31 protein-coding genes are annotated in these 26,864 nt (G+C 62.5%); 17 read left to right on the top strand and 14 right to left on the bottom strand.

Annotated elements, in window-relative coordinates; translation table 11 throughout:
- Positions 1–2 precede the first annotated feature (2 nt).
- From IWX87_RS06510 to IWX87_RS06495, 4 genes are read right to left on the bottom strand one after another with little or no spacing between them, the layout of a single operon-like run.
- Positions 3–761: an SDR family NAD(P)-dependent oxidoreductase gene (locus IWX87_RS06510; RefSeq protein WP_196862716.1), complete on the bottom strand. Its 759-nt coding sequence runs from the start codon at positions 759–761 to the stop codon at positions 3–5.
- 54 nt (positions 762–815) lie between these two features.
- The gene (locus tag IWX87_RS06505) at positions 816–1,502 is read right to left on the bottom strand and encodes a pseudouridine synthase (RefSeq protein WP_196862715.1); all 687 of its coding nucleotides are present in this window, start codon (positions 1,500–1,502) and stop codon (positions 816–818) included.
- Entirely contained in the window at positions 1,499–1,816 is a 318-nt protein-coding gene (locus IWX87_RS06500) for a VF530 family DNA-binding protein (RefSeq protein ID WP_196862714.1), read from the bottom strand. The genes IWX87_RS06505 and IWX87_RS06500 overlap by 4 nt, the downstream gene beginning before the upstream one ends.
- A 7-nt stretch (positions 1,817–1,823) precedes the next feature.
- Positions 1,824–1,967, bottom strand: a complete 144-nt coding sequence (locus tag IWX87_RS06495; RefSeq protein WP_196862713.1) for a hypothetical protein — start codon at positions 1,965–1,967, stop codon at positions 1,824–1,826.
- A 267-nt stretch (positions 1,968–2,234) separates the two neighbouring features.
- Here IWX87_RS06495 and IWX87_RS06490 point away from each other — a divergent pair, with 267 nt between their 5' ends.
- The gene (locus IWX87_RS06490; RefSeq protein WP_196862712.1) at positions 2,235–3,488 is read left to right on the top strand and encodes an MFS transporter; all 1,254 of its coding nucleotides are present in this window, start codon (positions 2,235–2,237) and stop codon (positions 3,486–3,488) included.
- 22 nt (positions 3,489–3,510) lie between these two features.
- On the opposite strand, the gene IWX87_RS06485 is transcribed toward IWX87_RS06490, so the two are convergent.
- The 3 genes from IWX87_RS06485 to IWX87_RS06475 form a co-directional block, all read right to left on the bottom strand.
- Positions 3,511–4,800, bottom strand: coding sequence for a cytochrome c (locus IWX87_RS06485; protein WP_196862711.1), 1,290 nt, complete (start codon positions 4,798–4,800; stop codon positions 3,511–3,513).
- Complete coding sequence (locus tag IWX87_RS06480) at positions 4,797–5,570, bottom strand: cytochrome c (RefSeq protein ID WP_370583800.1); 774 nt, start codon at positions 5,568–5,570, stop codon at positions 4,797–4,799. The genes IWX87_RS06485 and IWX87_RS06480 overlap by 4 nt, the downstream gene beginning before the upstream one ends.
- Before the next feature lie 80 nt (positions 5,571–5,650).
- Positions 5,651–5,977: a 2Fe-2S iron-sulfur cluster binding domain-containing protein gene (locus tag IWX87_RS06475; RefSeq protein WP_196862709.1), complete on the bottom strand. Its 327-nt coding sequence runs from the start codon at positions 5,975–5,977 to the stop codon at positions 5,651–5,653.
- 136 nt (positions 5,978–6,113) lie between these two features.
- On the opposite strand from IWX87_RS06475, the gene IWX87_RS06470 reads away from it, so the two are divergent.
- On the top strand, positions 6,114–6,635 hold the full coding sequence (locus IWX87_RS06470; protein WP_196862708.1) for a GNAT family N-acetyltransferase: 522 nt from the start codon (positions 6,114–6,116) through the stop codon (positions 6,633–6,635).
- On the opposite strand, the gene IWX87_RS06465 is transcribed toward IWX87_RS06470, so the two are convergent.
- A complete protein-coding gene (locus IWX87_RS06465) occupies positions 6,616–6,858 on the bottom strand; it encodes a nitroreductase family protein (RefSeq protein ID WP_280757470.1) in 243 nt (80 codons plus the stop codon). The genes IWX87_RS06470 and IWX87_RS06465 overlap by 20 nt on opposite strands.
- A 230-nt stretch (positions 6,859–7,088) precedes the next feature.
- The gene (locus IWX87_RS06460; RefSeq protein WP_196862707.1) at positions 7,089–7,274 is read right to left on the bottom strand and encodes a hypothetical protein; all 186 of its coding nucleotides are present in this window, start codon (positions 7,272–7,274) and stop codon (positions 7,089–7,091) included.
- A 279-nt stretch (positions 7,275–7,553) separates the two neighbouring features.
- Between IWX87_RS06460 and IWX87_RS06455 the strand changes: the two genes are divergently transcribed.
- From IWX87_RS06455 to IWX87_RS06425, 7 genes are all read left to right on the top strand, one after another.
- The gene (locus IWX87_RS06455; protein WP_196862706.1) at positions 7,554–7,910 is read left to right on the top strand and encodes a YqjD family protein; all 357 of its coding nucleotides are present in this window, start codon (positions 7,554–7,556) and stop codon (positions 7,908–7,910) included.
- A 153-nt stretch (positions 7,911–8,063) separates the two neighbouring features.
- Positions 8,064–9,008, top strand: coding sequence for a DUF808 domain-containing protein (locus tag IWX87_RS06450; protein WP_196862705.1), 945 nt, complete (start codon positions 8,064–8,066; stop codon positions 9,006–9,008).
- 515 nt (positions 9,009–9,523) lie between these two features.
- Positions 9,524–10,108 (top strand): DNA-3-methyladenine glycosylase, encoded by a 585-nt coding sequence (locus tag IWX87_RS06445; RefSeq protein WP_196862704.1) that lies wholly within the window; start codon positions 9,524–9,526, stop codon positions 10,106–10,108.
- A gap of 153 nt (positions 10,109–10,261) precedes the next feature.
- Entirely contained in the window at positions 10,262–11,515 is a 1,254-nt protein-coding gene (locus IWX87_RS06440; protein WP_231374642.1) for a class I SAM-dependent methyltransferase, read from the top strand.
- Positions 11,516–11,617: 102 nt separating this feature from the next.
- The gene (locus tag IWX87_RS06435; RefSeq protein WP_196862915.1) at positions 11,618–12,634 is read left to right on the top strand and encodes a tRNA-dihydrouridine synthase; all 1,017 of its coding nucleotides are present in this window, start codon (positions 11,618–11,620) and stop codon (positions 12,632–12,634) included.
- Between the two features lie 275 nt (positions 12,635–12,909).
- Complete coding sequence (locus tag IWX87_RS06430; protein WP_196862703.1) at positions 12,910–15,300, top strand: glycoside hydrolase family 5 protein; 2,391 nt, start codon at positions 12,910–12,912, stop codon at positions 15,298–15,300.
- Positions 15,301–15,520: 220 nt separating this feature from the next.
- The gene (locus IWX87_RS06425; protein WP_196862702.1) at positions 15,521–16,030 is read left to right on the top strand and encodes a DUF1993 family protein; all 510 of its coding nucleotides are present in this window, start codon (positions 15,521–15,523) and stop codon (positions 16,028–16,030) included.
- Positions 16,031–16,155: 125 nt separating this feature from the next.
- Here IWX87_RS06425 and hmpA read toward each other — a convergent pair whose 3' ends face one another.
- Positions 16,156–17,337, bottom strand: a complete 1,182-nt coding sequence (gene hmpA / locus IWX87_RS06420; protein WP_196862701.1) for an NO-inducible flavohemoprotein — start codon at positions 17,335–17,337, stop codon at positions 16,156–16,158.
- Positions 17,338–17,527: 190 nt separating this feature from the next.
- Here hmpA and norR point away from each other — a divergent pair, with 190 nt between their 5' ends.
- On the top strand, positions 17,528–19,114 hold the full coding sequence (norR, locus tag IWX87_RS06415) for a nitric oxide reductase transcriptional regulator NorR (protein WP_196862700.1): 1,587 nt from the start codon (positions 17,528–17,530) through the stop codon (positions 19,112–19,114).
- Between the two features lie 101 nt (positions 19,115–19,215).
- Here norR and IWX87_RS06410 read toward each other — a convergent pair whose 3' ends face one another.
- The gene (locus IWX87_RS06410) at positions 19,216–19,671 is read right to left on the bottom strand and encodes a DUF4864 domain-containing protein (RefSeq protein ID WP_196862699.1); all 456 of its coding nucleotides are present in this window, start codon (positions 19,669–19,671) and stop codon (positions 19,216–19,218) included.
- A 203-nt stretch (positions 19,672–19,874) separates the two neighbouring features.
- On the opposite strand from IWX87_RS06410, the gene IWX87_RS06405 reads away from it, so the two are divergent.
- The 3 genes from IWX87_RS06405 to IWX87_RS06395 all read left to right on the top strand — a co-directional run bounded on the left by IWX87_RS06405 (position 19,875) and on the right by IWX87_RS06395 (position 21,830).
- Entirely contained in the window at positions 19,875–20,279 is a 405-nt protein-coding gene (locus tag IWX87_RS06405) for a TspO/MBR family protein (RefSeq protein ID WP_196862698.1), read from the top strand.
- A 47-nt stretch (positions 20,280–20,326) separates the two neighbouring features.
- On the top strand, positions 20,327–21,085 hold the full coding sequence (locus IWX87_RS06400) for a GDSL-type esterase/lipase family protein (protein ID WP_196862697.1): 759 nt from the start codon (positions 20,327–20,329) through the stop codon (positions 21,083–21,085).
- 82 nt (positions 21,086–21,167) lie between these two features.
- Positions 21,168–21,830, top strand: a complete 663-nt coding sequence (locus IWX87_RS06395) for an alpha/beta hydrolase (RefSeq protein WP_196862696.1) — start codon at positions 21,168–21,170, stop codon at positions 21,828–21,830.
- Positions 21,831–21,884: 54 nt separating this feature from the next.
- On the opposite strand, the gene IWX87_RS06390 is transcribed toward IWX87_RS06395, so the two are convergent.
- Positions 21,885–22,193 (bottom strand): hypothetical protein, encoded by a 309-nt coding sequence (locus tag IWX87_RS06390; RefSeq protein ID WP_196862695.1) that lies wholly within the window; start codon positions 22,191–22,193, stop codon positions 21,885–21,887.
- Between IWX87_RS06390 and gshA the strand changes: the two genes are divergently transcribed.
- Positions 22,173–23,747: a glutamate--cysteine ligase gene (gshA, locus tag IWX87_RS06385; RefSeq protein ID WP_196862694.1), complete on the top strand. Its 1,575-nt coding sequence runs from the start codon at positions 22,173–22,175 to the stop codon at positions 23,745–23,747. The genes IWX87_RS06390 and gshA overlap by 21 nt on opposite strands.
- A gap of 12 nt (positions 23,748–23,759) precedes the next feature.
- On the opposite strand, the gene IWX87_RS06380 is transcribed toward gshA, so the two are convergent.
- Complete coding sequence (locus tag IWX87_RS06380) at positions 23,760–23,990, bottom strand: oxidoreductase-like domain-containing protein (RefSeq protein WP_196862693.1); 231 nt, start codon at positions 23,988–23,990, stop codon at positions 23,760–23,762.
- A 17-nt stretch (positions 23,991–24,007) separates the two neighbouring features.
- Positions 24,008–24,277, bottom strand: a complete 270-nt coding sequence (locus tag IWX87_RS06375; RefSeq protein ID WP_196862692.1) for a hypothetical protein — start codon at positions 24,275–24,277, stop codon at positions 24,008–24,010.
- Positions 24,278–24,452: 175 nt separating this feature from the next.
- Between IWX87_RS06375 and ylqF the strand changes: the two genes are divergently transcribed.
- The 3 genes from ylqF to IWX87_RS06360 all read left to right on the top strand — a co-directional run bounded on the left by ylqF (position 24,453) and on the right by IWX87_RS06360 (position 26,655).
- A complete protein-coding gene (ylqF, locus tag IWX87_RS06370; RefSeq protein WP_196862691.1) occupies positions 24,453–25,412 on the top strand; it encodes a ribosome biogenesis GTPase YlqF in 960 nt (319 codons plus the stop codon).
- Between the two features lie 259 nt (positions 25,413–25,671).
- Positions 25,672–26,004 (top strand): hypothetical protein, encoded by a 333-nt coding sequence (locus IWX87_RS06365; RefSeq protein ID WP_196862933.1) that lies wholly within the window; start codon positions 25,672–25,674, stop codon positions 26,002–26,004.
- A gap of 78 nt (positions 26,005–26,082) precedes the next feature.
- On the top strand, positions 26,083–26,655 hold the full coding sequence (locus IWX87_RS06360) for a hemerythrin domain-containing protein (protein WP_196862690.1): 573 nt from the start codon (positions 26,083–26,085) through the stop codon (positions 26,653–26,655).
- Positions 26,656–26,864 lie beyond the last annotated feature (209 nt).

Here is a 26,864-nt window from a genome sequence, read left to right as displayed (position 1 = left end):
TTTCAGTCGCGCACGTCGGCAACCGGCTGCGCGCCAAAATCCGGCCGCGCCAGGCAGGCCAATACGCGCCGGGCGGCTTCGTCGGGCGAGGTCAGCTGGCCGCTGGTCTTGAGCCGTTCAAAGCTGTCGCGGTCAGGAAAGGCTTCTGAATCAGCGCTGCGCAAGTGCAGCTGCATCTCGGTATCGATGACGCCGGGTGCCAGGGAACAGATTTTTGCGCCACCGGTCTTCAACGCTTCTTCGAGTGCCACGCAGCGGCTGAAATGGTCCATGCCCGACTTGGCCGCGCAATAGGCAGCCTGCGACGCCATCGGTTTGCGGCCCAGGCCCGACGAAATATTCAGCACCTTGCGTGTAGCCGTCCAGCTTTCAGTAGCGCGCAGGAAGGCTGACGTCAGCAGCATGGGCGCCTCCAGCCCGACGCGCAGGGCCTGCGCCAAGTCGTCCGGATCGGCCTGGCTCAGCGGACCAATGTGTGAGATGACGCCGGCGTTGTTGATCAGGGTGGCGCTGCGCCAGGAGGTGCTGCCTTGTTCATGCAGCCAGCTTTCCAGCCGTGGGCCGAGCGTGCGGCTGTCGGCCAGGTCGTGGCACCACTGAACCAGCGCGGCGCCGGCCTGTTGGGCATGCTGCGAAAGCGCAGGCGATTCGCTGCGCGAGATGCACAGCAGCGTGTGTCCGGGCACGATCAGCTGGCGCGCCATTGACAGACCCATGCCGCGTGAAGCGCCGGTCAGGATGTAAAGGTGAGAAGTTGTCATGAGGCGCATGGTAGCGCCAGGCATTGCGGCTGGCAGTCGCGAACGCACCAAGGGTCAAAAATCGGGCGGGCTTTCAACTGACAGCAGGGTACCGGTTGCCGGGTGAATCAGGCGCAGCGCGGTTGCGTGCAGCAGCAGGCGCACAGAGCGGGCCCGGACCGCGTCGGGCGCATACAGCGCATCGCCCAGGATCGGATGGCCCAGCGCCAGCAGGTGCACGCGCAACTGGTGCGAGCGGCCGGTGACCGGCTCCAGTTCGACACGCGTGCAATGGGCCTCCGAGTTGAACGCAAGGCTGCGCCAGCGCGTCTGGCTGGGCTTGCCGGCAGCGTCGATGATGCGCAGCGGGCGGCGTGGCCAGTCCACCGCAATCGGCAGGTCGATCAGGCCCCTGCCGTCAGCGGTGGGTGCGGGTTCCAGCTGTCCATCCACCAGCGCCACATAAAGCTTGTTAACCTCGCGGCGCTCGAACAGCAGGCTCATGGCACGTTGCATGGCTGCGCCGCGTGCCATCAGCATCAGGCCCGAGGTCGCCATGTCCAGCCGGTGAACGACCAGCGCGTCAGGGTAGAGGGATTGCACCCGGCGGCTCAGGCAGTCCTGCTTGTCCTCACCGCGCCCGGGCACGCTGAGCAGGCCGGAGGGCTTGTTCAGCACCAGCAGGCTGTCGTCGGCATGGAGGATTTGCAAAGGGGTGAGCGGCTGCGCGCCAGGGCACGCGACGTCCCTGACAGGGTTCAAGGCCTGGGCGGGGGAAAGTTGTGAACCGGCGGGCTGCTGCGCCGGATCTCGCGCAGCATGAAAAGGTAAAGGCTTTCGACCTTCTCGCGCGCCCAGGGCGTCTTGCGCAGGAATTTCAGGCTCGACGCCACGCTGGGTTCGCTGGTGAAGCAGCGGATGTTGATGCGCTGGCCCAGGCCTTCCCAGCCGTAATGGGCAGCCAGTGCGGCGACGATGGTTTCCAGCTTGACGCCGTGCAGCGGATTGCCCGGCTGGCCGCCTGCCGGGGCAGGCTCTGGCAGCAGGGCGGTGGACGGAGCGTCAGGCAACACCATGAAAAGCTTATTTGTTCTTCAGCTTGCCGCGAATCGGAACCTGCGTCACCACAGTAGGGCGAACCGCGTCGGGCGACACCAGCTTGGGCGGCGAGCTGTCCTTCTTGGGTTTTTTCACCATCTTGTCGTTGTTTTGCTGACCTTTGGCCATGTCGTTTCTCCATTAAGTTAATGCCTGAATTATCGGCGCAACTTTGTCTGTGAGCAGTGCGTCCTGGCAATCATTTTGGAGCGCACGATCGGCTGGGAATTACAGGTTTCGCTGCGCCCGAGTGATGATGAATGCGTTTGATTTTCAAGCTAAAAAAGTCTTTTGCGCAAGCACACCGGACATGAACAGCTATTGAATAAATAGCGCGATGTGGCGGTGAATGCTGGCTTGCACGCATTTGGATGCGCGCTGGTAAGCTCCCGCCCCATGTCCACCCCCAGTTTTGCTGAACTCATTGGCCAGCGCGCCTTCATGCGCATGTGGTTTTCCCGGCTGTTCGGCACCACCGGCAACCAGATGCTGATGGTCGCCGTCGGCTGGCAAATGTACGAGCTGACCGGAAGTGCGTGGGACCTGGGGCTGGTCGGCCTGTACCAGTTTGTGCCTGCGCTGCTGCTGACGCTGGTGGCCGGGCATGTGGCCGACCGGCTGAACCGGGCGCATATTGTGGCGGCCTGCCTGCTGACGCAGGGCAGCGTGGCGCTGCTTTTGGTGGCTGCAACGCAGGGCTGGGGCGCGCCGGCAGGCTGGGCGTCGCGCGAACTGCTGCTCGGCGTATCGGTGATGCTGGGTGTGGCCCGTGCCTTCCAGATGCCGGCACAGCAAGCCCTGACGCCGATGCTGGTGCCGGCGGTGATGCTGCCGCGCGCCATGGCCTTCAGCTCTTCGGGCATGCAGGCCGCCGTGATCAGCGGCCCGGCTCTGGGCGGCGTCATTTTTGTCGCCGGTGCCACGGCGGTGTATGCGACCTGTGCGTTGTTGTTTGCCGTCGGCTGCGCGCTGGTCGCGGCAGTGCGCTACGACCATGTGCCGCCGCCGCGCGAGCCGGTGTCGATGCGCACGCTGCTGGCCGGGGTCGAGTTTGTCTGGCAACGCAAGGCGTTGCTGGGCGCGGTGTCGCTGGATTTGTTCGCGGTGCTGCTGGGCGGCGCCACGGCTTTGTTGCCGATGTTCGCGAAAGACATCCTGCATGTTGGCCCCTGGGGCCTGGGCCTGCTGCGCGGGGCGCCGGCGGCAGGCGCATTGGTGCTGTCGGTGGCGCTGACGCGCTGGCCGCTGGAGCGGCGCGTCGGCCGCACGATGCTGATGGCCGTAGCCGTCTATGGGGTGTGCATGCTGGTGTTCGGCCTGTCGACCCACTTTGTGCTGTCGTTGGTTGCGCTGGCAGTGTCCGGCGGTGCCGACATGGTCAGCGTTGTAGTGCGCCAGACGCTGGTGCAGATCGAGACGCCGAACGACATGCGCGGCCGCGTCAGCGCGGTCAATTCGGTGTTCATTGGCGCGTCAAACCAGCTGGGCGAATTCGAATCCGGTGCCACTGCGGCTCTGCTCGGGCCGGTCGGGTCGGTGGTGGCGGGCGGTGTGGGAACATTGCTGGTGGCCGTGCTCTGGCTCAGGGGCTTTCCGGCGCTTGCCAACCGCGACCGCATGACCGATCCACCAGCGCCACCACCAACATGATGGCGAGGCTGACAGCCAGCGTTCAATGCGCCTGGTTGGACCGGGCGCGGGTCACTTCCAGCGGTGTGACGGCGCTGGCTTGGTTGCCCCAGGAGCTGCGGATATGACTGATCAGGCCGGCCACTTCGCTGTCGTCCAGCACCAGCACGAACGGCGGCATGCCAAAGGGCCGGGGGTTGCCCCGGGTGGCGGGCGCAAACCCGCCATTGAGCACCATCTGCACCAGGTTGTCGGTGGCGTCCATCGTCACTGCGCGGTTGCCGGCCAGCGGCGGGTAGGCATTGGGGATGCCTTGGCCCTTGTCGCCGTGGCACTGCGCGCAATGCTGCTCATAGAGTTTTGCAGTTTTTTCCAAGTTGGCCGGGGCGCGCTCCGTGCGCGGCGAGGCCGGTGCTTTGGGCGCCGGGCTGGCGCCGGGAAGCGCCTTCAAGTAAGTTGCCATGGCGCCCAGGTCCTGGTCCGTCAGGTGCTGGGTGCTGCGCATTACCACCTCGGCCATCGGGCCGCTGACCGAGGCACCTGGCGCCACGCCGGTCTGAAGCAGTTGCACGATGTGCTGCTTGTCCCAGTTGGCCATGCCGGCCTCATGCGGTGAGGTCAGCGACGGCGCATACCAGTTCTGCATCGGGATCAGCCCGCCGGCCAGTGCCAGGCTCTGCCGGCTGCCGCCCAGTGCATCGCGCGGTGAATGGCAGGCGCTGCAGTGGCCGAGGCCGCCCACCAGGTAGGCGCCCCGGTTCCATTCGGCATCTCGGCTGGCGGCGGGCTGGTACACGCCCGGCTTGAAGTACAGCGCGCGCCAGACAGCGAGCGCAGCCTGCGAGTTAAAGGGAAATTCAAGCGCGTGCGGCCGGTTTGGCTGGTTCACGGCGGGCTGGCTGCGCAGGAAGGCGAAGATTGCGTCGGAATCCTCGCGCGTCACCTGGGTGTAGCTGGTGTACGGAAAGGCCGGGTACAGCAGGCGGCCGCTCTTGGACCGGCCGTTGTGCATGGCGCGCCAGAAATGCGCTGGCGACCAGCTGCCGATGCCGGTATTGGCGTCGGGCGTGAGGTTGGAGGTGAACACCGTGCCGAAGGGTGTCGGAATGCCCAGTCCGCCGGCATAACCGGCACCGCCGCGCGCCGTATGGCAGGCCATGCAGTTGCCCGCGCGCGCCAGGTAGGCGCCACGCGCGACCACGCTGTCGGTGGGGGCAAAAGCTGCCGTGGTCCGGACATCGGTCTCGTCCTGCACATTGAGCGCCCAGATGGCGCCAACAGCACCCAAGGCCAGCACGGCAATGCCCAGTGCCCATCGGGTGGTGGTTTTCATTTTTTTGCTTTCGTGTCAGGCCTGCCGGCGGCAGGCAGCAAAGCGCTGCCACAGCGCAGGGATTCGTTGCCGGGCGCTGCGGCCGGTGGGGCGCTGACCGCATGGGTGTTCTCCGGCAGCGGCTGGGCGGCGACCCAGCTGGCTACCGCGTTGATCTCTTCCAGGCTCAGGCGGGACACGATGTCCTGCATGCAGTCGGGCGCGTGGGCGCGGCGCTGGCCGGCCTTCCAGGCCCCCAGCTGGGCATTGAGGTAGTCACGCGGCAGCCCGAGCAGGCCGGGAACCGCAGGCACCACGCCGGTCATGGCCTGGCCGTGGCACTGGACGCACGCGGGCAGCTTGCGGCCGCTGTCGCCGTGCATCACCAGCTGCTCGCCCCGGCGCAGCACCGCGGCTGTCGCCTGCGCGGGTAGCGGCGCCGGGTAGGGCACGTCCAGGCTGGCGAAATACTGCGCCATTTCCAGCAGGTAGGCGTCGCTCAGCGGATCGATCAGTCCGGTCATCAACCCGTAGTGCCGGCGCCCTTCACGGAAATTGAGCAGCTGGTTGTAAAGGTAGCCGGCCGGCTTTCCGGCCAGTCGCGGGTAGTAGCCGCCGGGCGCGGCACGGCCTTGCGGGCCGTGGCAGGCGGTGCAGGCCAGCGTGCGCTGGGCCATGGTGTCTTCGAACGGCAGGGCGCCAGCCGGCATGCTGACGCCAGCCATCAGCAAGGTGCCGCCAGTCAGGGTGGCTGCAACAAGCCGGCGCGCCAGGGATTGCAATTGGGTCATCTTCATGCGGCCATCATGCCTTAGCCCCATGCGCTTTTGCATAACGTGCGCTGCCATGCAAAAGCGCTGGCGTTGGAGAATCAGAAAAGCGCTTCAATCACCACATCGGAAGCCGGGTACGCCACGCAGGGCAGGATGAAGCCCTCGCGTTTTTCATCCAGGCTCAGCCCCGGCCAGTCGATGCGGTACACCACCTGGCCGCTGACCAGCCGGCAAATGCAGGTACGGCAGGTGCCGTTGCGGCATGAACTGTCCCGCAGCCACACGCCCGCATGTTCGGCGGCGACCAGCAGCGGCAGCGCTGCAGACACTTCAAACACCGTGGCATCGCCTGCGATACACGCGTTGAAGATTTGGCTGCTGGATTCTTCCAATGTGGTCGGGCTCTTCGGTTGGGGGTCTGGCATAAGGTGGTAAGCGCGAACACCTTGAAGGCGCAAAGCAAAAAGTTGAATTTAACCCAAGCGCATCGGACGCCAATTCGAATTGCGCGACAATCCGCCCTCCCGGGCCTTCCCCTGACTTTCACAAGCGATTTTTTCTATGTCCAGCTATTCCGTCCGCCCTGCCGTTGCCCGTGATGCCAAAGCCATTGCCGAAATCCATGTTGCCACCTGGCAAGCCGCCTACAAGGACTTGATGCCCGAGGACTATCTGACCAAGATGACCGTGGACAAGCGCCAGGCCTACTGGCGTGAAGCAATCGAGTACAGCGAGCCGCAGGTGCTGGTGGCCACAGACGGCGAGCAGATCGTCGGCTTCGTCGGTTTCGACCGTTCACGCGACCCCAAGACCCGCTCCAGCGTGGGCGAGATCTGGGCGCTTTACGTGTCGCCCGATCACTGGAGAAAGGGCGTGGGCCTGCAACTGTGGGACGGTGCCCGCGATGGCCTGAAAGATGAGGGCTGCACACAAGTCACCTTGTGGGTGCTGCTGGGCAATGAGCCTGCGCTGGAGTTTTGTGAACATGCTGCCGGTTTCAAGCGTGAAATGCCGTCGCTCAAGACGGTTGATTTCGGCAGCGTGAAACTCGAAGAGTTGCGCCTCAAACGGGCGGTGGACTGACCGCATCCACGGCAGCCGAAAAAGCGGCTGCCGGCCAGCCGACGGTTTGCGATAAAAGTATCTGGTGATCGGCCTGAAGACCCATCGCTTCGGAAAGTGCCTGGCGGTCAATCCAGGCCCGAATCACGGTTCCCAGTCCGGCGGATACACAAAACAGGTAGACGGTTTGCGCCATGGCGCCCGCCGCCACTGACGCATACGACTCGCGCTGCGCCGCAGGCACTGCGGTTTAAGCTGGCCGATCATTCCCCTGACCAGTTTTGTCAGTGTGTTCATGGGCCTCCTTTTTTGCCGTGACAGCAGCATTTCATGCTATGTCAACAAGCTCGTCAGCGCTTGTATTGAAGCATGCGCTTTCATGAGAGGCAAGGGATAGAGTACCCAGGAACGCTGGCCGGGCCTGGTTTCAGCTCAAAGTTGAGGCCGCCCCAGACCTGGCCGCCGGCGCAAGCGTCAAGCCGGTATCGCGATGTCGCCTTGCTCATCCGGAATCAGCGGTATTCCCTGGTCAGGGTTCACCGGCAGTTCCAGGCCTTCTTCCTCTTCCTGGGCCTCTTCGCCAGGCCCGTTGCGGGTCAGGCTGTGGCCGGCAGGGCCTGCGAAGTAGCGTTGAGTAGCAATATTTGAAAAACCATGCATGTTGAATTCCTTCGGTTGTCGACGCGGCCGGGTGGGGTGCAGCCATGCGTCAATATTCGATTATTGGCCCAAACCAGGCTCAGTTTTAGCCGGGTAGGCTTTGTCTTTCCTGTCCTACAAAGGCATCGTGCAGCGCCGCACATTTGCCAAAGCGGCCAGCCCCTTAAACTTGGCTGTCAAGTCCTCGGGGCGTGATTCGCGCATGGCAGCCAAGCTGAACAAACACGGCACGGCTATTGGAAAACTTCAAATTTTGCTGAATTTTTTTAAGGAAACAAGATGGAAAACTCGACTTCACACAATGGCGATCACAACCCTGACACCACTGCCAGCAACGCACTCAAGCGCAGCGTGGAATCTGCAGGCTCGACGCTGCACGATTCCATCGACAAGGTAGTGGACCCGGCGCTTGACGCGGTCGGTCATGCCGGCAGTGCGGCGCATGACGCGGTCAACCGTCTCTCCAGCGGTGCTACCCATGTGGCCGACCGTGTTTCCGAACAGGTCAGCCGGGTCTACGAGGCGCCGGGTTATGCGGTTGAATGTTCCAAGTCCTGGATTCAGGACAAGCCGCTGGAAGCCGTTGGACTGGCGCTGGCCTTGGGTTTTATCATCGGCCGCCTGACGGCTCACTGATCAACGTCGGGCGTAAATACTTGCGACCGAAAACCGCCTGATGGCGGTTTTTTCCTGTCCCGACAGTTCGAAAAATTCGGTACGCTGGAGTTTTCCGATTTTTTTTGTTTTTGCTTCTTAACCCCGGCATGCCACCACATGCCCTGAAAACCCATGGCCACCAGCCTTCTTGCCCTGATTGATGACATTGCCAGCGTGCTGGACGACGTGGCTTTGCTGTCCAAGGTCGCAGCCAAAAAAACCGCCGGCGTGCTGGGCGACGATTTGGCCCTGAATGCGCAGCAGGTTTCAGGCGTCAAGGCAGAGCGCGAACTGCCGGTGGTCTGGGCGGTTGCCAGAGGCTCTTTCATCAACAAGGCGATCCTGGTGCCAGCAGCGCTGGCGATCAGTGCATTTGCGCCGTGGCTGGTGACGCCGCTGCTGATGGTCGGCGGCGCTTTCCTTTGCTATGAAGGGTTTGAAAAACTGGCGCATAAGTTCATGCACAGCGCTGCCGAGCAGGCGGCCGAGCATGAAAAGCGGGTGAATGCACTGGCTGATCCAGCGGTGGACTTGTGTGAAGTCGAAAAAGACAAGATCAAGGGTGCGATTCGAACAGACTTTATCTTGTCGGCGGAAATCATCGCCATCACGCTCGGCACGGTACAAGGCAGCCCTTTCACCACCCAGTTGGTGGTGTTGAGCGGTATTGCCGTGGTCATGACCGCCGGGGTCTATGGTCTGGTGGCCGGTATTGTCAAGCTTGACGATGCTGGGCTGTACCTGAGCCAGCTTCCCGGCGACGGGGCGTGGACCGGTTTTCAGCACGGCTTGGGACGCGTCATCCTGTTTACGGCGCCGTGGCTGATGAAGTTTCTTTCGGTTGCCGGAACTGCCGCGATGTTTCTGGTCGGTGGCGGTATCCTGAGCCACGGTTTTACCTTTCTTCATCATCCTGTTGACATCGCCACCCAGTGGGCCAGTGATGTCGATGGCATCGGGGCAGTGCTGGGCACCCTGGCAACATTTGTCATCGATGCCATCGTGGGAATCGTGGCCGGAGCCATTGTGCTGTTGGGTGTCACCGTGTTCAAACGCCTGAAGTCAAAAGCGCATTGAAATTCAGAGGACTTTTTTCCGCGTTCGGACACTGCCGCCCACCTGACTTTCCAGAAGCCCACCCATGCAGACTCGTGTGGCGTTAATCTGAAGGTTTTTCTTCGTGCGAAGGAACTGCCGACGGGCGATCTGTGCGAACAGCAAAAATTTGCTTGTTGGCTGAAAATGGCCAGCCGCCTTTTTGCTCTGGCGCCGCTGGGCGGGTGGCTTCGCGGGAGCGCTGCTCCAGCATTTTGCGGCTGTCGCCATTGGGGGGCGAGGCATTGAATTTTGGCATGTTGTCGTTTCCCTTGAGTAAGTCCAAACCTTAAACCTCGAGAGCCGTTCCGGGCTGTAGTCGCCATTTCAAGCTGTGCGTAGGAGTCCTTTGGCCTTTGTCCCCGGTAATTCCGATGGGTTGAAAGACAAATCCTAGGGCATGGCTTTTGCATCTTGAGGGCACTCCCTGTTGGCTGATGCCGTGCGTTCTTGCCGTGTTCTGCTTTTTTTTCAGGGATTGCCTTGGAAATTCACCCATGGTCTTTAATTCATCCTCCAGCGTTGCCGGCATCGACTTTCTGGCCGCCTCCAGCACCGTGGCGCGCCAGCTGATCGGCATGCTGCTGCTGGTCGATGGCGTGGGCGGTGTGATTGTCGAAACCGAAGCCTATGACCGCGACGACCCGGCGTCGCACAGCTTCAGCGGCCCGAGCGAACGCAACGCGGCCATGTTCGGCCCTCCGGCGCGCATCTACGTGTACCGCTCATACGGCATTCACTGGTGCATGAACCTTGTCTGCCGCCAAGCCGGACACGGCGCAGGGGTGCTGCTGCGCGCGATCGAGCCCACCGAGGGGCTGGAGCGCATGCGCGAGCGGCGCGGTCTGGACGATGTCCGGCTGCTCTGCGCCGGTCCTGGCCGGCTGGGGCAGGCACTGGGGATAGACCGCAGTTTCAACGGCTTGCGTCTTGGCCAGCCGCCGTTTGAGTTGCTCCCCGCCGCGCCGGGGCTGCAAGCGCAGGTGGTGTCCGGGCCGCGCATTGGCATATCGAAAGCCGTTGACCAGCCCTGGCGATTCGGCATGGCGGGTTCGCGCTTTCTCAGCCGTCCATTTCGCTAGCTACTGTATTCATAGCTGCTTGCGCCCGTGCAGCATGCGCTACAGCCTTATTTTTATCAAGAAACGTAGGCAGCAGGGTTTTTTGCCGGGAAAGCGTCGGCCATCTGTTAAAACACGGGGTCTTTCTTTCTGACCTTTCTGACTGCCTTGCCCATGCCTACCTTCTTTTCCGTGACCTCCACCGCACTTACTGAATCGGCCACCCCGGCCTCGACCCTTATTGAATGGAAAGAAGCGGGTGTGGCGCATTCGGCGCTGTGGCGTTCCGAGCGTGGCGCATTGCCGCCCCGGCGGATCGTCGAGGCCGACGACACCATGGCCGCCGACACCGCCTACCGGCTGGCCTGCGAAGGCACCGGCCTGCTCTGGCGCGGCGACTTCCAGAACGCCCGGCAGATGGTGCAGGCGCTGGCCCGGCGCATCGACAAGCCGCCAAAGGCCTCCAAGCTGGCCCGCGTCAAGCTGAAAAAAGATGCCGACAACGCTGTTTCTGGCGTTCCGGCCGGCCAGGAGTTTCACCTGCACCGCCAGGCGCAATCGCAGCGCGCGCGGGTGCTCGGCATGGTGCTGATCGAGTTTGGCGCCGACTATGGCGTTGACCTGCGCCGTGCGCCCGACGCCAAACAGGCGTGTGCCGAAGCCTGGGGTGCGCCCGCCCAAGATGCTTTGCCCAGCGTGGCGTCGCTGCGCGAACTGATGGGCGTGATCAGCGCGCATGAGTGGCGCAAGAAGGGCGTTGAAATTGCGGCCCTGGGCAAGGCGCCGAACAACCGCATTCACCCGCACTACGGCGTGTTTTCGCCGGTGCGCGGCGAATATGTGGATCTGGTGGCAAATGCCCCTTTGCCCGCCAGTCCAGCTTCGAAATTTGTGGCCTTCGACATTGGCACCGGCACCGGTGTGCTGTCGGCCGTGCTGGCGCTGCGTCCGGAAGTAGACCAGGTCGTGGCCACCGACCTTGACCCGCGCGCGCTGGTCTGCGCCCGGGAAAACATCTACCGGCTGCGCCTGCCCAACCCGGTCAAGGTCATGGAGGCTGACTTGTACCCTGAGGGGCTGGCGTCGGTCATTGTCTGCAACCCGCCGTGGCTGCCGGCCCGCCCCGGTTCACCGCTCGAAGGCGCGGTGTACGACGAAGGCAGCCGCATGCTGCTGGGTTTCCTCAAGGGACTTCCGGCTCACCTGGCGCCCGGCGGCGAAGGCTGGCTGATCCTGTCCAATTTTGCCGAGCAGCTGGGTTTGCGCACCCGCGCCGAATTGCTCGCCGCCATCAAGGCCAGCGGCCTGAAGGTGCTGGGCCGTATCGACGCCAAGCCCGAGCACCCCAAGGCGGCCGACACCAGCAACCCGCTGCACAAGGCCCGCGCTGCCGAAGTGACGTCTCTCTGGCGCTTGGGCGCGGTTTAAACCAGCGCCTTGCCGGCTCTCCCGCCTGCGCGGGAATGACTTATGAACAGTGATGATTTTTTGACTGTGGGGCGACCTGTCAAGCCATCGGCCCCGGCCCCGATGATCCTTCTGGCGCCCATGGAAGGGCTGCTCGACTTCGTGCTGCGCGACATTTTGACGCGTGTCGGCGGCATTGACCGCTGCGTGTCCGAATTCATCCGCATCACCGACCAGCTGCTGCCCGAGCGGGTGTTCACCCGCATCGTTCCCGAACTGCACAACGGCGGGCGCACGCTGGCCGGCGTGCCGGTGCGCGCCCAGCTGCTGGGGTCAGACCCGGTGTGCCTGGCTGAAAACGCCGGGCGGCTGGCCGAATTGGGGCCGGCAGGCATCGACCTGAATTTTGGCTGTCCGGCAAAAATCGTGAATCGCCATGGCGGCGGCGCGGCGCTGCTTGACGAGCCCGACACCATCGCCGCCATCGTCGCCGCTGTGCGCCGTGCCGTGCCACGCCACATGCCGGTGTCGGCCAAGATGCGGCTGGGCTTCAACGACGATTCGCGCGCTGTGGAGTGTGCGCTGGCGATTGCCGGCAGCGGGGCCGACGAGCTGGTGGTGCATGCGCGCACCAAGGCACAAGCCTACCGTCCGCCCGCCTACTGGGAACGCATTGCCGACATTCGCGCCGCCGTGCGCATTCCGGTGGTGGCCAACGGCGAAATCTGGACGGTCGAGGATGCGCGGCTCTGCCGCCAGGCGTCGGGCTGCGAATCGCTGATGCTGGGCCGTGGCGCGGTGACCGACCCGGGGCTCGGGCTGGCGATCAAGGCGTCGATGAATGGCCCGGCAACCGGGGCAAGCGGGGCAACCCGGACGGCAGCGGGAATCGCCTGGCCTGAACTGCTGCCTTTGCTGGCCGAATTCTGGCTTGTTGTCTGCGCCCGGCTAGACGCCAAGGCACGCGCCGGCCGGCTCAAGCAATGGCTGAATTTTTTGCGCCGGCGTTTTCCTGAAGCCGAAACCGCGTATCAGCAACTCAAGACGGTGAATGACCTGGCGCTGATTGATGCCTGGCTGGCCGGCGTGGTGCGGCAGCAAAGCCAAGCCAGCCAGCTTGATCCAATCCCAACGCACTGAACCGGCCTGCGTGGTTCCGGCAAGGCAACTGCCAGGCGGGGCAGACGTTGTTGCCGGATTTCGGCGGTCCGGGTGAGGCATTGCAGCTGTCGATTTATGAAAAGGTTCTACCGTGAACCTTGGGTTCACGGATGTGTCAATAGGCCGGACGCTGATTGACGAGGCGCCGGTGTTCTTTTAAAAGACAGGGCCATGTCCATTAAACGCTGGAATTGTCCCTGCCGTCCAGCCAAGATCAAAACAGCCCATCACCGATTTCCACGGAGAAAACATCAATGCACAGGCGAGAATTTTCACAGGCTGCCGCTGCCATGGCGGCCTTTGGACTGTGGGGCGGGCAGCCAGCGCTGGCGGCCGGACCGTCCGAGGCAAAAGCGCCCGCGGTCACTCCGGTGGCCCTGGGTACCAACCTTTCCGGCCTCGAATGGGCTGCACCCGGCCTGCGCCACGGCCTCAGTTCCTCCCCCAACATTCATTTCACCGTCCCGCGAAAATCGGATGTGGCCTACCTGGCCGCCTGCGGATTTACCAAAAACCGCCTGCCCATCCAGTGGGAACTGCTGCAGCCGATGCTTCCCGGGACTGTGGCAAATGCCGCTGCCCGGTCGCTGATCGGCGAGCCCGGTGCCTTTCATGCCGGCTATGCGTCCTACATCACCGGCTTGCTCGATGCCCATGCGGCCTCAGGCACGCGCTGCATCATTGACCTGCACAACTACGCCCGCTACACGGACTTCATCTACCAGCCCGATGGCGCGGTTATCGGCCTGAAGGCTGCTCCGGATCCCCTGCTCAGGCCCTACACCACCGACCGGTCGCAGATTCAGCGGCGGATTTTTGCGCTGGAAAAAGGCGCCACCCTCACACCGGCCCTGTTTGCCGATGTCTGGCGCCGCGCGGCGACGCTGTGGAAAAACCATCCCGGCCTGGGCGGCTACGGCCTGATGAACGAGCCCCACGAGATGCCCGAGCGCGACAGTATTGTCGAGAGCAAAAGGGGCCGCGACGACCTGATGATCCTGCCGGTGTTCATGCAGGCGGCCATTGATGCCATCCGCGCCATCGACAAGGAAACGCCCATTTATGTGGGGGGCAACGAGTGGAGCAGCGCAGGCAGTCTGGCGACGAAAAATCCTGGCTATCCGTTGAGGGGAGAAGGACTGATTTATGAAGTGCATGCCTATCTGGACCGGCGCAGCACCGGCCATGCCTTCGACTGGGACATTGAATCGACGCCCCGGAAATTCGGCAGTGCCCAGGCCGAGCCGATCAGTCGCAGCACCGGACGTGACCGCATCCGGTCGGCTCTGGACTGGGCCAAGGCCAAAAAGGTCCAGCTTGCGCTGGGCGAAGTCGGCATGCCCATTGACGACCCGCGCTGGGCTGAAAGCTTCAGGAACACGGTCGATCTGGCATTGCAAAACGGCGTCGAGGTGTACAGCTGGATGGCCGGCAACCACTGGCCGATACGCAGCAATGCCTTGAATCATGTGGCGGGCTGGCACCAGAACAAAACGCTGGAGCCGCTGGTCTCTGGCGTCATGAAAGCTTCGGCAGGCATTGCGCAGGCCATGCTGTTCGACGACGGCCCGGGCCATGCGCGCGCGGGCACGCCCACCACCATCACGGTGTATGCGCGGGGCAACCTGGCCCGGCCCGTGCGCCTGACGGTGGCGGTCAAAGGACGCGGCAAGCTCAGCAAGGAAGAACTGACGATCCCGGCGGGTCCGAACGGGCAGGACTCCTTCAGCTACACGCCGGCTGACAATCAGGTGGCCGTGCTGAGTTACACCAGCATCGGCTCGCCAGCTGTGCCGGTGCCGCCGCCGCGCAAGGTGTTCTCGCTGAACGATCCGGTGGCCCACGCATCCACCAGTCTGGAAGACGCGGCCATGGCCATCATCGCCCGCTATGGCGCCTGCAAATGGGACATGGCCGACGCCTACACCGACTACATGCTGGGTGCGCCGTCAGGCAGCGGCCAGGTGGTGCGCGCCGTGTCCGACTCGGGCTATGGCTCAAGCCCGGGCAATCCGATGGAAATGCTCAACTGGACCAACACCGAAACCCCTGCCATGGGGCGCATGTCGCTGCCGGTGCTGCGCGTGGCCAATGGCCGGAAAAGTTCGGGCCACCAGGCCGAAACTTCGGGCTTCTGGTGCAAGAAGGCGGTGCCTGAAGCTGACATACGGCCCAACCCCGTCAATCGCGTCCCCTACAACATTGAAGACCGCTACTTTGCCATTGCCGCCGTTGGTATCGCCGCAAAAGACAGCAGCGGCCTGGTTTTCCAGGCGTCCCAGACTGAAGCCAGCCACGCCTGTGAACTGGCGTTTTCGAACGGCCAGCCGGTGGTCCGGTGGGAAGATGCCAAAGGCCGGAAGGCAGAACTGACCAGCCCCGACAAGCTGGCACCCAACAAGCTGTCGGTACTGACCTTCACCTGTGCGCCCGAAGACCAGTCGTTGCGCGTCAATTCGGCGCTGGTGGACAGCGGCAAGGCCACGTTTGCACCAGGTCATTTCAACCAGATGCTGCTTGGCTGGGGATTCAAGGATTACTACCCACAAGAGGGTTTCAGCGGCAATATTTATGCGGTCATCACCGGCAAAGGTGTACCGACAACAAGCGAGCTGGCGATTCTGGAGCGCTACCTGCGCGGTTAGACACCAAGCCAGTCGTGGCATGCAGGGCTTCTGACAGGGTGGGCCAGGGCCGAATGGCCGCAGCGGCCGGGTTTTACATGCCGGTGAAACCGGCCTGCCCGCGTGTGGCGATTATTTCAAAAGCAGCGCCAAGCGTTGATGGCAGCGAGAATGCCGGGTCTTGCAGTTTGCCAGGCATGGCAAACTGCGGTTCCGTTGACATTCCCTGATGAAAGAGCCCATGACCAGCCCGATTTACACTGCTTCGATTCCCGTTTTCAAACAGATGCTGGGTGGCCTCAGCGGCGTCCTGAGCAAGGCCGAAGCCCATGCGGCTGCGAAAAAAATCGACCCCAACGCCTTGCTGCAGGCGCGGCTTTACCCCGACATGTTTGCGTTGCTGCGCCAGGTTCAGGTGGCCAGCGATTTTGCCAAGAGCGTCTCGGCCCGGCTGGCTGGCGTGGAAGTGCCCAAGCTGGCCGACGACGAGCAGACCTTTGCCGACTTGCAGGCGCGAATTGCCACCGTACTGGCGTTTATTGAAGGACTCGATGCGTCACTATTCGCCGAAGCCGCCACACGCGAGATCGTCACGCAGGCCGGCACGCCCAAGGAAAAGCGCTTCACCGGCGAGTCGTACATCTTCAACTACGGCCTGCCGCATTTCTTTTTCCACACCACCACGGCCTATGCCATCCTGCGCCACAACGGCGTGGAAGTGGGCAAGAAGGACTACATCGGCACGTATTGAAGACGCCAACCGGGGTCATCTGATGAGCCCGGTTGTTTGATTTTCTAACCAAATCGGCCTTTTGCGCACGCAGGGCGGGCGCAAGCAGCTATTGAATTCATAGTGCATGGAAAATCTGCCCGGTTTTATTCCAGCGCGCTGGCGGGGCCGAAAAACTCGAAACGGGTTTGCGATTCAGGCACGCCCAGCTCGCGCAGCTGCTTCTTCACACGACGCATGAAGGGCTTGGGCCCCAAAAAGTAGGCGTCCACATCGCGTGAAGCCGGCAGCCATTCGGCCAGTTGCGCGCTGCTGCGCAGGCCGATGGCGTGCGGTGCCTGCGCTTCGCCTGCATGCTCGTCATAGACATAAAAGCGCTTGAGCTGCGCATGCCGGGCTTGGCGCGCCTCGATGGCCGCGCGAAACGCATGCGCCGATCGGTTGCGCGCAAAGTGGATGAAGTGCACTGGCCGCGTTCCCAGCAAGGCGGCATCCAGCATCGCCAGCGTGGGCGTGATGCCGACGCCGCCGCTGATCAGCACCAGCGGCTTGTCGCTGTCTGCCAGCACGAATTCGCCAGCGGGTGGTGCCAGCTCCAGCACATCGCCTTCATGCAGCTGATCGTGCAGGTAGCCTGACGCCACGCCGCCCGGCTCGCGCTTCACGCTGATGCGGTAGTCGCTGCCGTTCGGCGCGGCCGACAGCGAGTAATTCCGGCGTATTTCCTGGCCGTTCACCACCAGTCGCAGCCCGATGAACTGGCCGGGCTGGAAGCTGACCAGCGCGCCGCCGTCTTGTGGCTCTAGGTAGAAGGAGGTGATCTCGGCGCTTTCCGCCTCCTTGCGCACCACGCGAAATGGGCGCGTGCCGCGCCAGCCGCCCGGGGCTGCCGCCACTTCGGCGTAAATCTTTTCTTCAGCGCCGATCAGGATGTCGGCCAGTTGCTGGTAGGCCGCCGCCCAGGCAGCAATCACGGCGTCGGTGGCAATCTCGGCCCCCAAGACCTCGCGGATGGCGCGCAGCAGGCAGCTGCCCACTACCGGGTAATGCGCCGGTTCGATCTGCAGCGAGACATGCTTCTGGATGATCTGGTTAACCAGTCCACCAAGCTGCTCCAGCCGGTCAATGTTGCGCGCATACATCAGCACACCGTTGGCCAGCGCACGCGGCTGGTCGCCATTGGCCTGGTGCGCCTGGTTGAAAAACGGCCGCACCTCGGGGTGCTCGGCCAGCAGGATCCGGTAAAAATGGGTGGTCAGCGCTTCGCCGCTAGTCTCCAGCAGCGGGACAGTGGACTTGACGATGGCGCGTTGTTCTGGGGTCAGCATGAATTCTCCGTTGTGGGCAGTTGCCGCCTCGCACGCTGCGAAGCGGGGCAAACAGCCGATAACCTGGTTACTCAAGAGTCGTGCCCGCCTGGCAATTCATATGGATCAAGCACTTGCGCGATTTTTGACTAAAAAAGAGTCAAAATGACATGGATGAAAAGTAGTCAAAATGATGCTTTAAGGAGTCAATTTGATCGCCAACCCGATGCTGCATGTTCTGGTGCCCCTGGTCGATGACCTGTCGCGTGAACTGCCGGACAGCGAGCGCTACCGCCGTTTGCTCGAAGCCATGCGCGCCTTGCTGCCCTGCGACGCGGTGGCGCTGCTGCGGCTGGAGGGCGTCTGGCTGCGGCCGCTGGCGGTCAATGGCCTGAGCCGCGACACGCTGGGCCGGCGCTTCAAAATCGACGAGCATCCGCGCTTTGGCTTGTTGCTGGCGGCTGGCGGGCCGCTGCGCATTGCCGCCGACAGCACGCTGCCCGACCCGTATGACGGCCTGGTCGAAGGCTTTCACGGCCAGCTGGAGGTGCATGACTGCATGGGCTGCCCGGTGCAGGTCGGCGAAAAGCCCTGGGGTCTGCTGACGCTTGATGCGCTGGCCAGCGAGCGCTTGTCCCAGGTCAATTTGCAAGACCTGCAGGCCTTTGCCAGCCTGGCAGCCGCGACGGTCAGCGTCGTGCAGCGCATCGAGGGCCTGGCGCTGCGGGCCGAGGACGAGCGCCGGCGCGCCGACATCTTTGGCGCGCTGATGGCCGAGAAAGGTGCACGACCCACGCTCATAGGCCAAAGCCAGGCGCACCTGCGGCTGCTGGAGGAAATCGCCATTGCCGGCAACAGCGCGCTGACGGTGCTGCTCACTGGCGAAACCGGCGTCGGCAAGGAACTGGTGGCGCAGGCGCTGCATGCTGCGTCACCGCGCGCCGCACGCCCGCTGATCAGCCTCAATTGCGCGGCCCTGCCCGAGACGCTGGTTGAAAGCGAACTGTTCGGCCATGTGCGCGGAGCATTTTCAGGTGCGGTGGCCGATCGGCGCGGCAAGTTCGAGCTGGCCGATGGCGGCACGCTGTTTCTGGACGAAGTGGGCGAGTTGCCGCTGGCGGTGCAGGCCAAGCTGCTGCGCGTGCTGCAGGGCGGGCAGCTGCAGCGACTGGGCTCGGACCGTGAACACCAGGTCGATGTGCGCGTGATTGCCGCCACCAACCGCGACCTGGCCGCCGAGGTGCGCGCCGGACGTTTTCGCGCTGATTTTTACCATCGGCTCAGCGTTTATCCCCTGATGGTGCCGCCGCTGAGAGCGCGTGGCCATGACGTGCTGTTATTGGCCGGCAACTTTCTGGAGCAGAACCGTTCACGCCTGGGGCTCGGCAGTTTGAGGCTTGACGCCAGCGCGCGCGCTGCGCTGCTGGCGCACGACTGGCCGGGCAATGTGCGCGAACTTGAACACCTGGTGAGCCGCAGCGCGCTGAAAGCTCTGGCCGGCCAGTCGCCACGGCCGCGCATCGTGAGCCTGAGCGCACGGCATTTTGACTTTTCACTGACGCCTGAAAGCGGGGCGGCAGCAGTGCTGGCGGCTGTCGATGCGCCTGCCGCCAGCACTGCGGTGCCCGTTGATTTGCGCACTTCAACCGAGGCGCACCAGCGCCTGTGCATACAAGCCAGCCTGGAGCGCCATGGCCACAACTGGGCGTCAGCCGCACGCGAACTGGGCCTGCACCGCGCCAACCTGGTCCGGCTGGCCCGAAGGCTGGGGCTGGCGGACAAAGGGGCGGGTGGGTGAAGGGGTAAGAAGCACGGACGCTTTTATGCCAAAACCAGCGTTTCCGCTTTATCCACAAGCGCTGACAGCTATTGAAACAATAGCTGTCAGGATGTGTCCGTTCAAGCCATGCGTCCCTTGTTCGGAATCACCTGGCAACCGGTGATGCGCCAGGACTTGTCTTTTTGCCGCTGAACGCTGTAAAGCGCAAGCCAGGCCTTGCCGTCTTCATCCATCAGTTGCACCCGCTGGATCACCTGGCCGTGGTGCTCTTCAGGCTGGAGGAACGCCGTGGAGGCAGGGCGGTAGATGGCCGGGTAGCTGCTGCGCACCATGTCCATGAAACGGCTGGCCGTGCCGACGGATGCACGCACATTCGGCGCCGCAAACGAAAACGCTGTGGCGGCGTCGTCCCGGGCCAGCGCCTCCAGTTGTGCCGTAACCACGGCGCGCACGCCTTGCGCATCCGCCGCAGACAGCGCCCACGATGGCAATGGCGCCAAAAGCATGAGGGCTGCGGCCAGCCAGCCTGTCAGGCGGGCAAGAAAAATAGACGAAAAAGCCTGGCTGTTTTTCATGGTGACACTTTTCATTAAGGCCCCGCAAATGCAATCATCACATCATGCCGCAAACCTTGCTGAAAAGTACGCAACAGATGACCAAACAGATTCAAGCGGCTGCAACTCGCGCTTGCGTCCTACCCGGTCATCCGGCGGCCACAATAGGAGCGCGACAGGCGCGGTGTTAAAACAACGCATTCCCACTTCAGACACGTTTCAATATGGACAACACCAGCAGCGCTGCTTGGTACGCGCAACTTGTCAAACCCTTTTTTGCACCGCCCGCCTGGGTGTTCGGCCCGGTCTGGTCCGTGCTGTATGTTGTCATCGCCATCAGTTTCGGGTTTGTGCTGTTTCAGACGATCAAACGCCGCCTGCCTTTTGCCGTGTTGCTGCCCTTCATCCTGAACCTGCTGTTCAATGCCGCCTACACGCCAATCCAGTTCGGCCTGCGCAACAACCTGCTGGCCAGCATCGACATCGTGCTGGTGCTGGGCACTCTGGTCTGGGCCATGCGGGTGATCTGGGGGAGGGCACGCTGGGTGGCGCTGGTGAACATTCCCTACCTGCTGTGGGTCGGGTTTGCCACGGTGCTGCAATTGAGCATTACCTGGCTCAACCGTTGAACCGTTGAACCGATGAACATCGATTCGATCCAACCAAGCTGCCTGCCATGACTTCACGGTTTTTCTCGACGCGCCGTCTGCCTGCTGCGTTGTGGACGTTCGCTGCGCTGGTTGTTGCGGCCACTGCCGGGCATGCCGCATGGCGTATCAAACAATCCGTTGAACTGGCGCGCCAGAGCGAGCCGCTCCAAGCGTCGCCGACCGGCGCCACCGCCAGCTTGCTGATCGCCGGTGACAGCACGGCGGTCGGCACCGGCGCGTCTTCTGCGGCCAGCAGCGTGGCAGGCCTGATCGCGCGGGACCATCCTGGTCTGCGCATTGTCAACCGCGCCCAGGATGGTGCGCGCTTTGCTGACATTGTTCGCCAACTACAAGGCGACGAGCGCTTTGACGCGGTTCTGGTGATGGGCGGCGGCAACGACGTGATTCGCCTGACGGGTGAAGAGGCGCTGGCGCAGAACATTGCCAGAGTCGCCCAATTGGCCGCAGCCCGCGCGCCGTTGGTGGTCCTCATGCCGCCCGGGAATGTCGGCAATGCACCTTTTTTCATGCCGCCACTGTCGTGGCTGATGGCCAAGCGCTCCCGGACGCTGCATGGTCTGGTGCGCCAGTCCGCCGCAGACCACGGCGCCATTTATGTGAACATGTACAAGAGCAAGGCTGAAGACCCGTTTGCGCAGCGGCCCGGTGAACTCAATGCCCGCGACGGCCTGCACCCGAGCGATGCCGGCTACCTGCTGTGGTACGACGCGCTCAACACGCAAGCGGAGCTGGGCCGTCGGCTAAGGTCTCTCAAGGCACATTAAAATCTGTTCCTTGATGCGGTCCGGAAAGCTGTGCTTTGCCGGACTTTTATTTTTTTTCTTTCTCCTTTTTATTGGCCAACGCATGTCTCTTCAGATCATTGAAGCCCAGAGCGGCGAAGACCCCGTCGCCACCATTCTTATCCTGCACGGCCTGGGTGCCGACGGACGCGACTTCGTGCCGATTGCCGAGCAACTCGATTTGTCCAGCATCGGGGCGGTCCGTTTTTTGTTTCCCAGCGCACCGCACATGCCGGTGACCATCAATGGCGGCTACACCATGCCCGCCTGGTACGACATTCTGGGCGCCGACCTCGTCAGCCGCCAGGACGAAGCCGGTATGCGCCAGACCCAAGCCGCCATCGAAGCCATTATTGCCAATGAAAAAGCGCGCGGCATTCCGGCCCATCGCATCGTCGTCGCAGGTTTTTCACAAGGTTGCGCCATGGCATTGATGGTCGGTTTGCGCCACACCGAACGGCTGGCGGGTATTGCTGGCCTGTCAGGCTATTTGCCGCTGGCCGAAAAAACCACCGCTGAAGGCAGCGCCGCCAACAAGGACGTGCCGATCTTCCTGGCCCATGGCTCGCGCGACGGCGTGGTCGCACTGCCACGCGCCGTGGCCACGCACGATGCGCTGACCGCGCTGGGCTACCCGGTCGAATGGCACGAATACCCGATGGAACATTCGGTTTGCCCGCAGGAAGTGGCCGACCTGCAGCAGTGGCTGCTGCGCGTGCTGGCTTGAGCCGGATTTATCAATTAAATAAGCCGTTTGCGCATGGTGGACGTGCACAGTCAGCTATTGAAAAAATAGCACGATGAAGGGCTGGACAAAGCACTTGCCGCCGATCCTGGCGGGTGCACATGCTTTTTTTGTCCCTTCAGGCCGTGCCTGTGCCGTGGCATTGCTTTTGAACGGCATGCAAACTGCAAGTTTTTCCAGGCCCATGCTGGCTTGATTTTCAGCATTTTGCTGGCGACTTACCCCTCCCGCCTGCTGACAGTACAGGCAAACAACCTGCGACAGCGCAAAGCATCGGTGTGTGATAACTTCCACGCCAATCCCAAGAATCCGAGAGAACACTGTATGACCCCATTGCAGGCCCATGCCGACGCAATTTTGCAATCACGCCTGAAGGCGTTGACTCCCCAGCAGCTCCAGGGCATACGCCGGGGCATTGAAAAGGAAAGCCTGCGGGCCCGGCCCAGTGGCGCGCTGGCGCTGACGCCGCATCCGGCTGCCCTTGGCTCGGCACTGACGCATCCCAGCATCACCACCGATTTCAGCGAGTCGCAGGTCGAGCTGGTCACCAGCGCCCACGCCAGCCCCGAAGCCGCGCTGGACCAGCTCACGCAGCTTCACCAGTTCACCTACCAGGCGCTGAAGGAAAACGGCGACGAAATGCTCTGGGTGTCGAGCATGCCCTGCGGCCTGCCGACGGATGAAACCATTCCGATTGCCCGCTTCGGCTCGTCCAACGTCGGCCGCGCCAAGAGCGTGTACCGCGTGGGACTGGGCCACCGCTATGGCCGGCGCATGCAGACCATTTCGGGCATTCACTACAACTGGTCGCTGCCCGGTGTCAGCAACGAGCAGTACTTTTCGCTGATCCGCAATTTCCGCCGCCATGCCTTTTTGCTGCTTTACCTGTTCGGCGCCTCGCCTGCGGTATGTTCGACCTTTGTCGCCGGCCGCCAGCATGAGCTGCACAAATTGACCGACACGACCATGTACATGCCGCATGGCACTTCGCTGCGCATGGGCCGGCTCGGCTACCAGAGCGATGCGCAGGCCTCACTGGCGGTCAGCTACAACAGCCTGGAGGGCTACGCTGCTTCGCTGCAGGACGCCCTGACCCGGCCCTATCCGGCCTACGAAGCCGTCGGTATCCGCAACCCCGGCGGCGACTACAACCAGCTGGACACCACGCTGCTGCAGATTGAAAACGAGTTCTACGGCACGATTCGTCCCAAGCGCGTGATTCATCCTGGCGAGCGGCCGCTGCATGCGCTGCGTGAACGTGGCGTCGAGTACATCGAAGTGCGCCTGATGGACCTGGACCCGTTCGAGCCGGTGGGCATCAACGCGCAGACCATGCGTTTCATCGACGTATTTCTGTTGCATTGCCTGCTGTCCGACAGTCCGTCCGACACGCCTGCCGAAATTGCCGAGATCAAATACAACCAGCACCAGACCGCAGCGCGTGGCCGCGAACCCGGCGTGCAGCTCCAGCGGTCCGGCGGCGAAGTCGCGCTGGTGGCATGGGGCGCGGAAATTCTGGCCGGGTGCGCGCCGATTGCCGCGGCGCTCGATGCCGAGCATGGCGGCACGCAATACCGCGATGCGCTGGCCGCTGCCAGCATCGGCCTGGCAGATGCCGACACGCTGCCGTCGGCCCGGGTGCTGGCCGCCATGGCGAAGGATTTTGACAACTCCTTCGTTCAGTTCATCAAGGCCCAGTCGCTGAAAACCCAGACCGCGCTGCAAAGCCTGCCGCTGACCGACGAGCAACTGGCCCGCTCGCTTGACATGAGCCGTCAATCCGTCGAGGCGCAAAAGGCGATTGAGTCGGGCGACAGCATGCTGTTCGAGGACTACCGGCAGCAGTATGTGTCGCCCGAGCACCTGGAAGTTCGGGTGCCGGAGGCGGTGCACGGCTGAACCGAGGGATGTTTACACGCCTTGCAATTGAAGCAAGGCCTGTTGCCGCCAATAGGCTGCTGCGCTGTAAAAGCCCTCCCATACACAGCCGTTGCAGCCGCGCCCGCAGCAACTCGTGGGTTCAGCCGGCGCAGGGCGCAGGCGTATACCTGAATCATGGGCGCGCTGCTGCAGTGCGCTGAACAGCCTGTGCCAGTCCCCGGGGCTGGCAGGCAGGCGCAGCAGGTCATCAAACGACGTCATGGCTTGGCTGCAAGCGTTCAGGGCTTGCTTTGCGCCGACAGGCGCCGCTTGGCATACAGCCCCAGGAAGGCCCAGCCCAGCACCAGCGCAAACCAGCCGACCAGCGAAGCCTGGGCGACGATGCCCTGCATGCCGGGTGAGGTGATGTAGTGGGGTGACACCAGCACGCCCAGCCCGATCAGCGTGCACAGCACGCCCTTGATCAGCAGGTCGTTGTTGGCCTTTTTGTCAGCCTGGCGGGTGTTGGAGTTGTTCGGGCGGCGGGTGGGGGCATTGGGTAAAGGCATGAGGTGGATTTTCCCCTATTCGTCCGGCCTGGCCAGGCCGCCGCACCGATCGGCGTCTGAACAGGTGACAATTCGGCATTCGGTGCCAGGCGGCTGATAGTGAAATGCCTGCCGCCGCCTTGGCTGCAATCACGCAGCCTGGCCTGCACCCGCAACCCAAGAAAGAAACATCCCGATGGCCATCCAGTGGTTTCCCGGTCACATGCACCTGACCAAAAAAGCTATTGCAGAGCGCATCAAGGAAATTGATGTGGTGATCGAGCTGCTCGACGCCCGCCTGCCCGGCTCCAGCGCCAATCCGATGCTGGCCGAACTGACCGGCGCCAAGCCGGCGCTCAAGGTGCTGAACAAACAGGACCTGGCCGACCCGGCGCGCACCGCGCTCTGGCTGGCGCACTACAACAGCCAGCCAGGCACCCGCGCCATTGGCCTGGATGCCAGCATGAGCACGCCGGCCAAGGCGCTGATTGAAGCGTGCCATGCGCTGGCGCCAACGCGGGGCAGCATGGTCAAGCCGATGCGCGTGCTGATCTGCGGCATTCCCAACGTCGGCAAATCGACGCTGATCAACACGCTGACCGGCAAGCGCGCCACCAAGACTGGCGACGAGGCCGGCATCACCAAAGTCGAGCAGCGCCTGGTGCTGGCCGATGGGTTTTACCTGTGGGACACGCCGGGCATGCTGTGGCCGCGCATCATCGTTGCCAAGAGCGGCTACAACCTGGCCGCCAGCGGCGCGATTGGCCGCAATGCGTTTGAAGAGGAAGAGGTTGCGCTCGAACTGCTCGACTACCTGATTCCCAACTACCCCGACATGCTGGCATCGCGCTACCGGCTCGACCTGGAACCCGGTATTACCGACGAACAGGTGCTGGAAGAAATTGGCCGCAAGCGCGGCGCGGTCTTGACCAAGGGCCGCATCAACCTGCAAAAAGCCGCCGAAATCGTGATTTATGAATTTCGCGCCGCCACGCTGGGCCGCGTGACGCTGGAAACGCCCGAGGAGTTTGCCCGCTGGACAGCCGCGGGACAACTGCTGGATGCCGAGCGTCAGGTGAAAAAAGACAAGATTGAAACCAGCCGTTTGATCAAGCAGAAAAAACTTCCCCGTCCCGTCAAGTTCGGTTCGCGTTAGGCGGTTAGGCGGTTAGGCGGTTAGCGGTGCTGATGGCGATATTCGGCAATACACAAGGTGCCCGACTGTCTTGCCTTGGCGCGCATTTCGCCGGCTTGTCCCACACGGTGCCAAGGCTGTACGAACTGTCTTACGCCAAAGCGCGAAGCTTGTTGGCTGCATTGCCCCGCTAGAGCGTCTATCTTGTAGTTGTTCAGGCAGGAGTTGATACCTGTCCTGATGGCTTTCGAGAAAATCGCAGCAGCAACAGGGGATACGCATGACTGAAAAACATCCACCATCCAGCACCGACGGCAAGACTCAAGTTTCGGGCCCTGCAACCAATGGCAACCTCGACAGCCAGTCGGTGGCAGGTGAGGAAGACCCGGGTGCCTCGCTGGATACATCTGGCAGTTTGCCGCCCAAACTGTTCGGAGCCACGGTTTCCTTGCCTTCCGACGCTGTGAATCCGGGCGACGAAGCGCCTGAAGGAATGTCCGGGACTGGCGAGGGAATCTGCCGCGCATGCGGTGGTTCAGGCCGCTTGGGCGACGCGGCCTGTCCGTCATGCAAAGGCAGCGGCAAGGTGATTGTCGGCATCGGCGGAGCATAACGGCCACTGGCAGATGCACCTTTTGCTGTCTGCAATTCTTAAATGCATGGATTCAATATTACCTACTAAGGATGCCCCATGAACTCAATCGCCAGTGCCTTCATGCCCAATGCCACCAACATGATTCGGCTGGACCACACCCACACGATGGCCACCTTCCATCAATACAGGATCAGCAGCAAACCACAGGTCAAGCGGGGGCTGGTCAACACCGTCTGCCTGGCGCTGGAAGTGCATGCACAACTGGAGGAAGAAATTTTCTATCCTGCAGTTCGTGAAGTCAGCGACAACGAGGCCATCAAGAAAGTGCTTCCCGAGCATGCAGAAATGAAGCGGCTGATAGCTTTGCTGCGCAACATGGAGCCTGGAGATGCCCGATATGACGACACCTTCATGGAGTTGATGCGTGACGTGATTCACCATGTGGCCGACGAAGAAACCCTGATTCTTCCCGAAGCCGAGCGGCTGCTGCAGGATCAGCTCGGTGAACTGGGCACCAAAATGATGAAGCGAAGGCTCGAGCTGGTGGCACCGCGCACCGCAGACATCGCGGTGAACATGGCGCGTGCCATGCCTGCACCATCGATTGCGATGTTGGCGGGTGCCGCCGCTGCCGGCGCACTGATTGGTCGGCGTTTGCTGCGTCGCTGAGCCACAAGCTTATTCGGTTGATACTTTGAGCAGCTGCTGGTACGGACTGACAAACATGATTTATTAATAGATTTCCAACAGCAGGAAATGTTCGCTAGCGAACATATCAAATTGACTAGTAGACAGTCAACCTGATTCGTTAATTAAAGTCTAAATTTTTCTGCTGGGTTACTTTTGCCAGTTTTGTGGGCGATATTCTCCGAAACCAC

It is taken from the genome of Polaromonas sp. CG_9.7 (assembly GCF_015752205.1).
Taxonomy (GTDB): Bacteria; Pseudomonadota; Gammaproteobacteria; order Burkholderiales; family Burkholderiaceae_C; genus Polaromonas.
The sequence above is the reverse complement of the archived record's forward strand: the minus strand, read 5'-3'. Positions and strand labels throughout refer to the sequence as shown.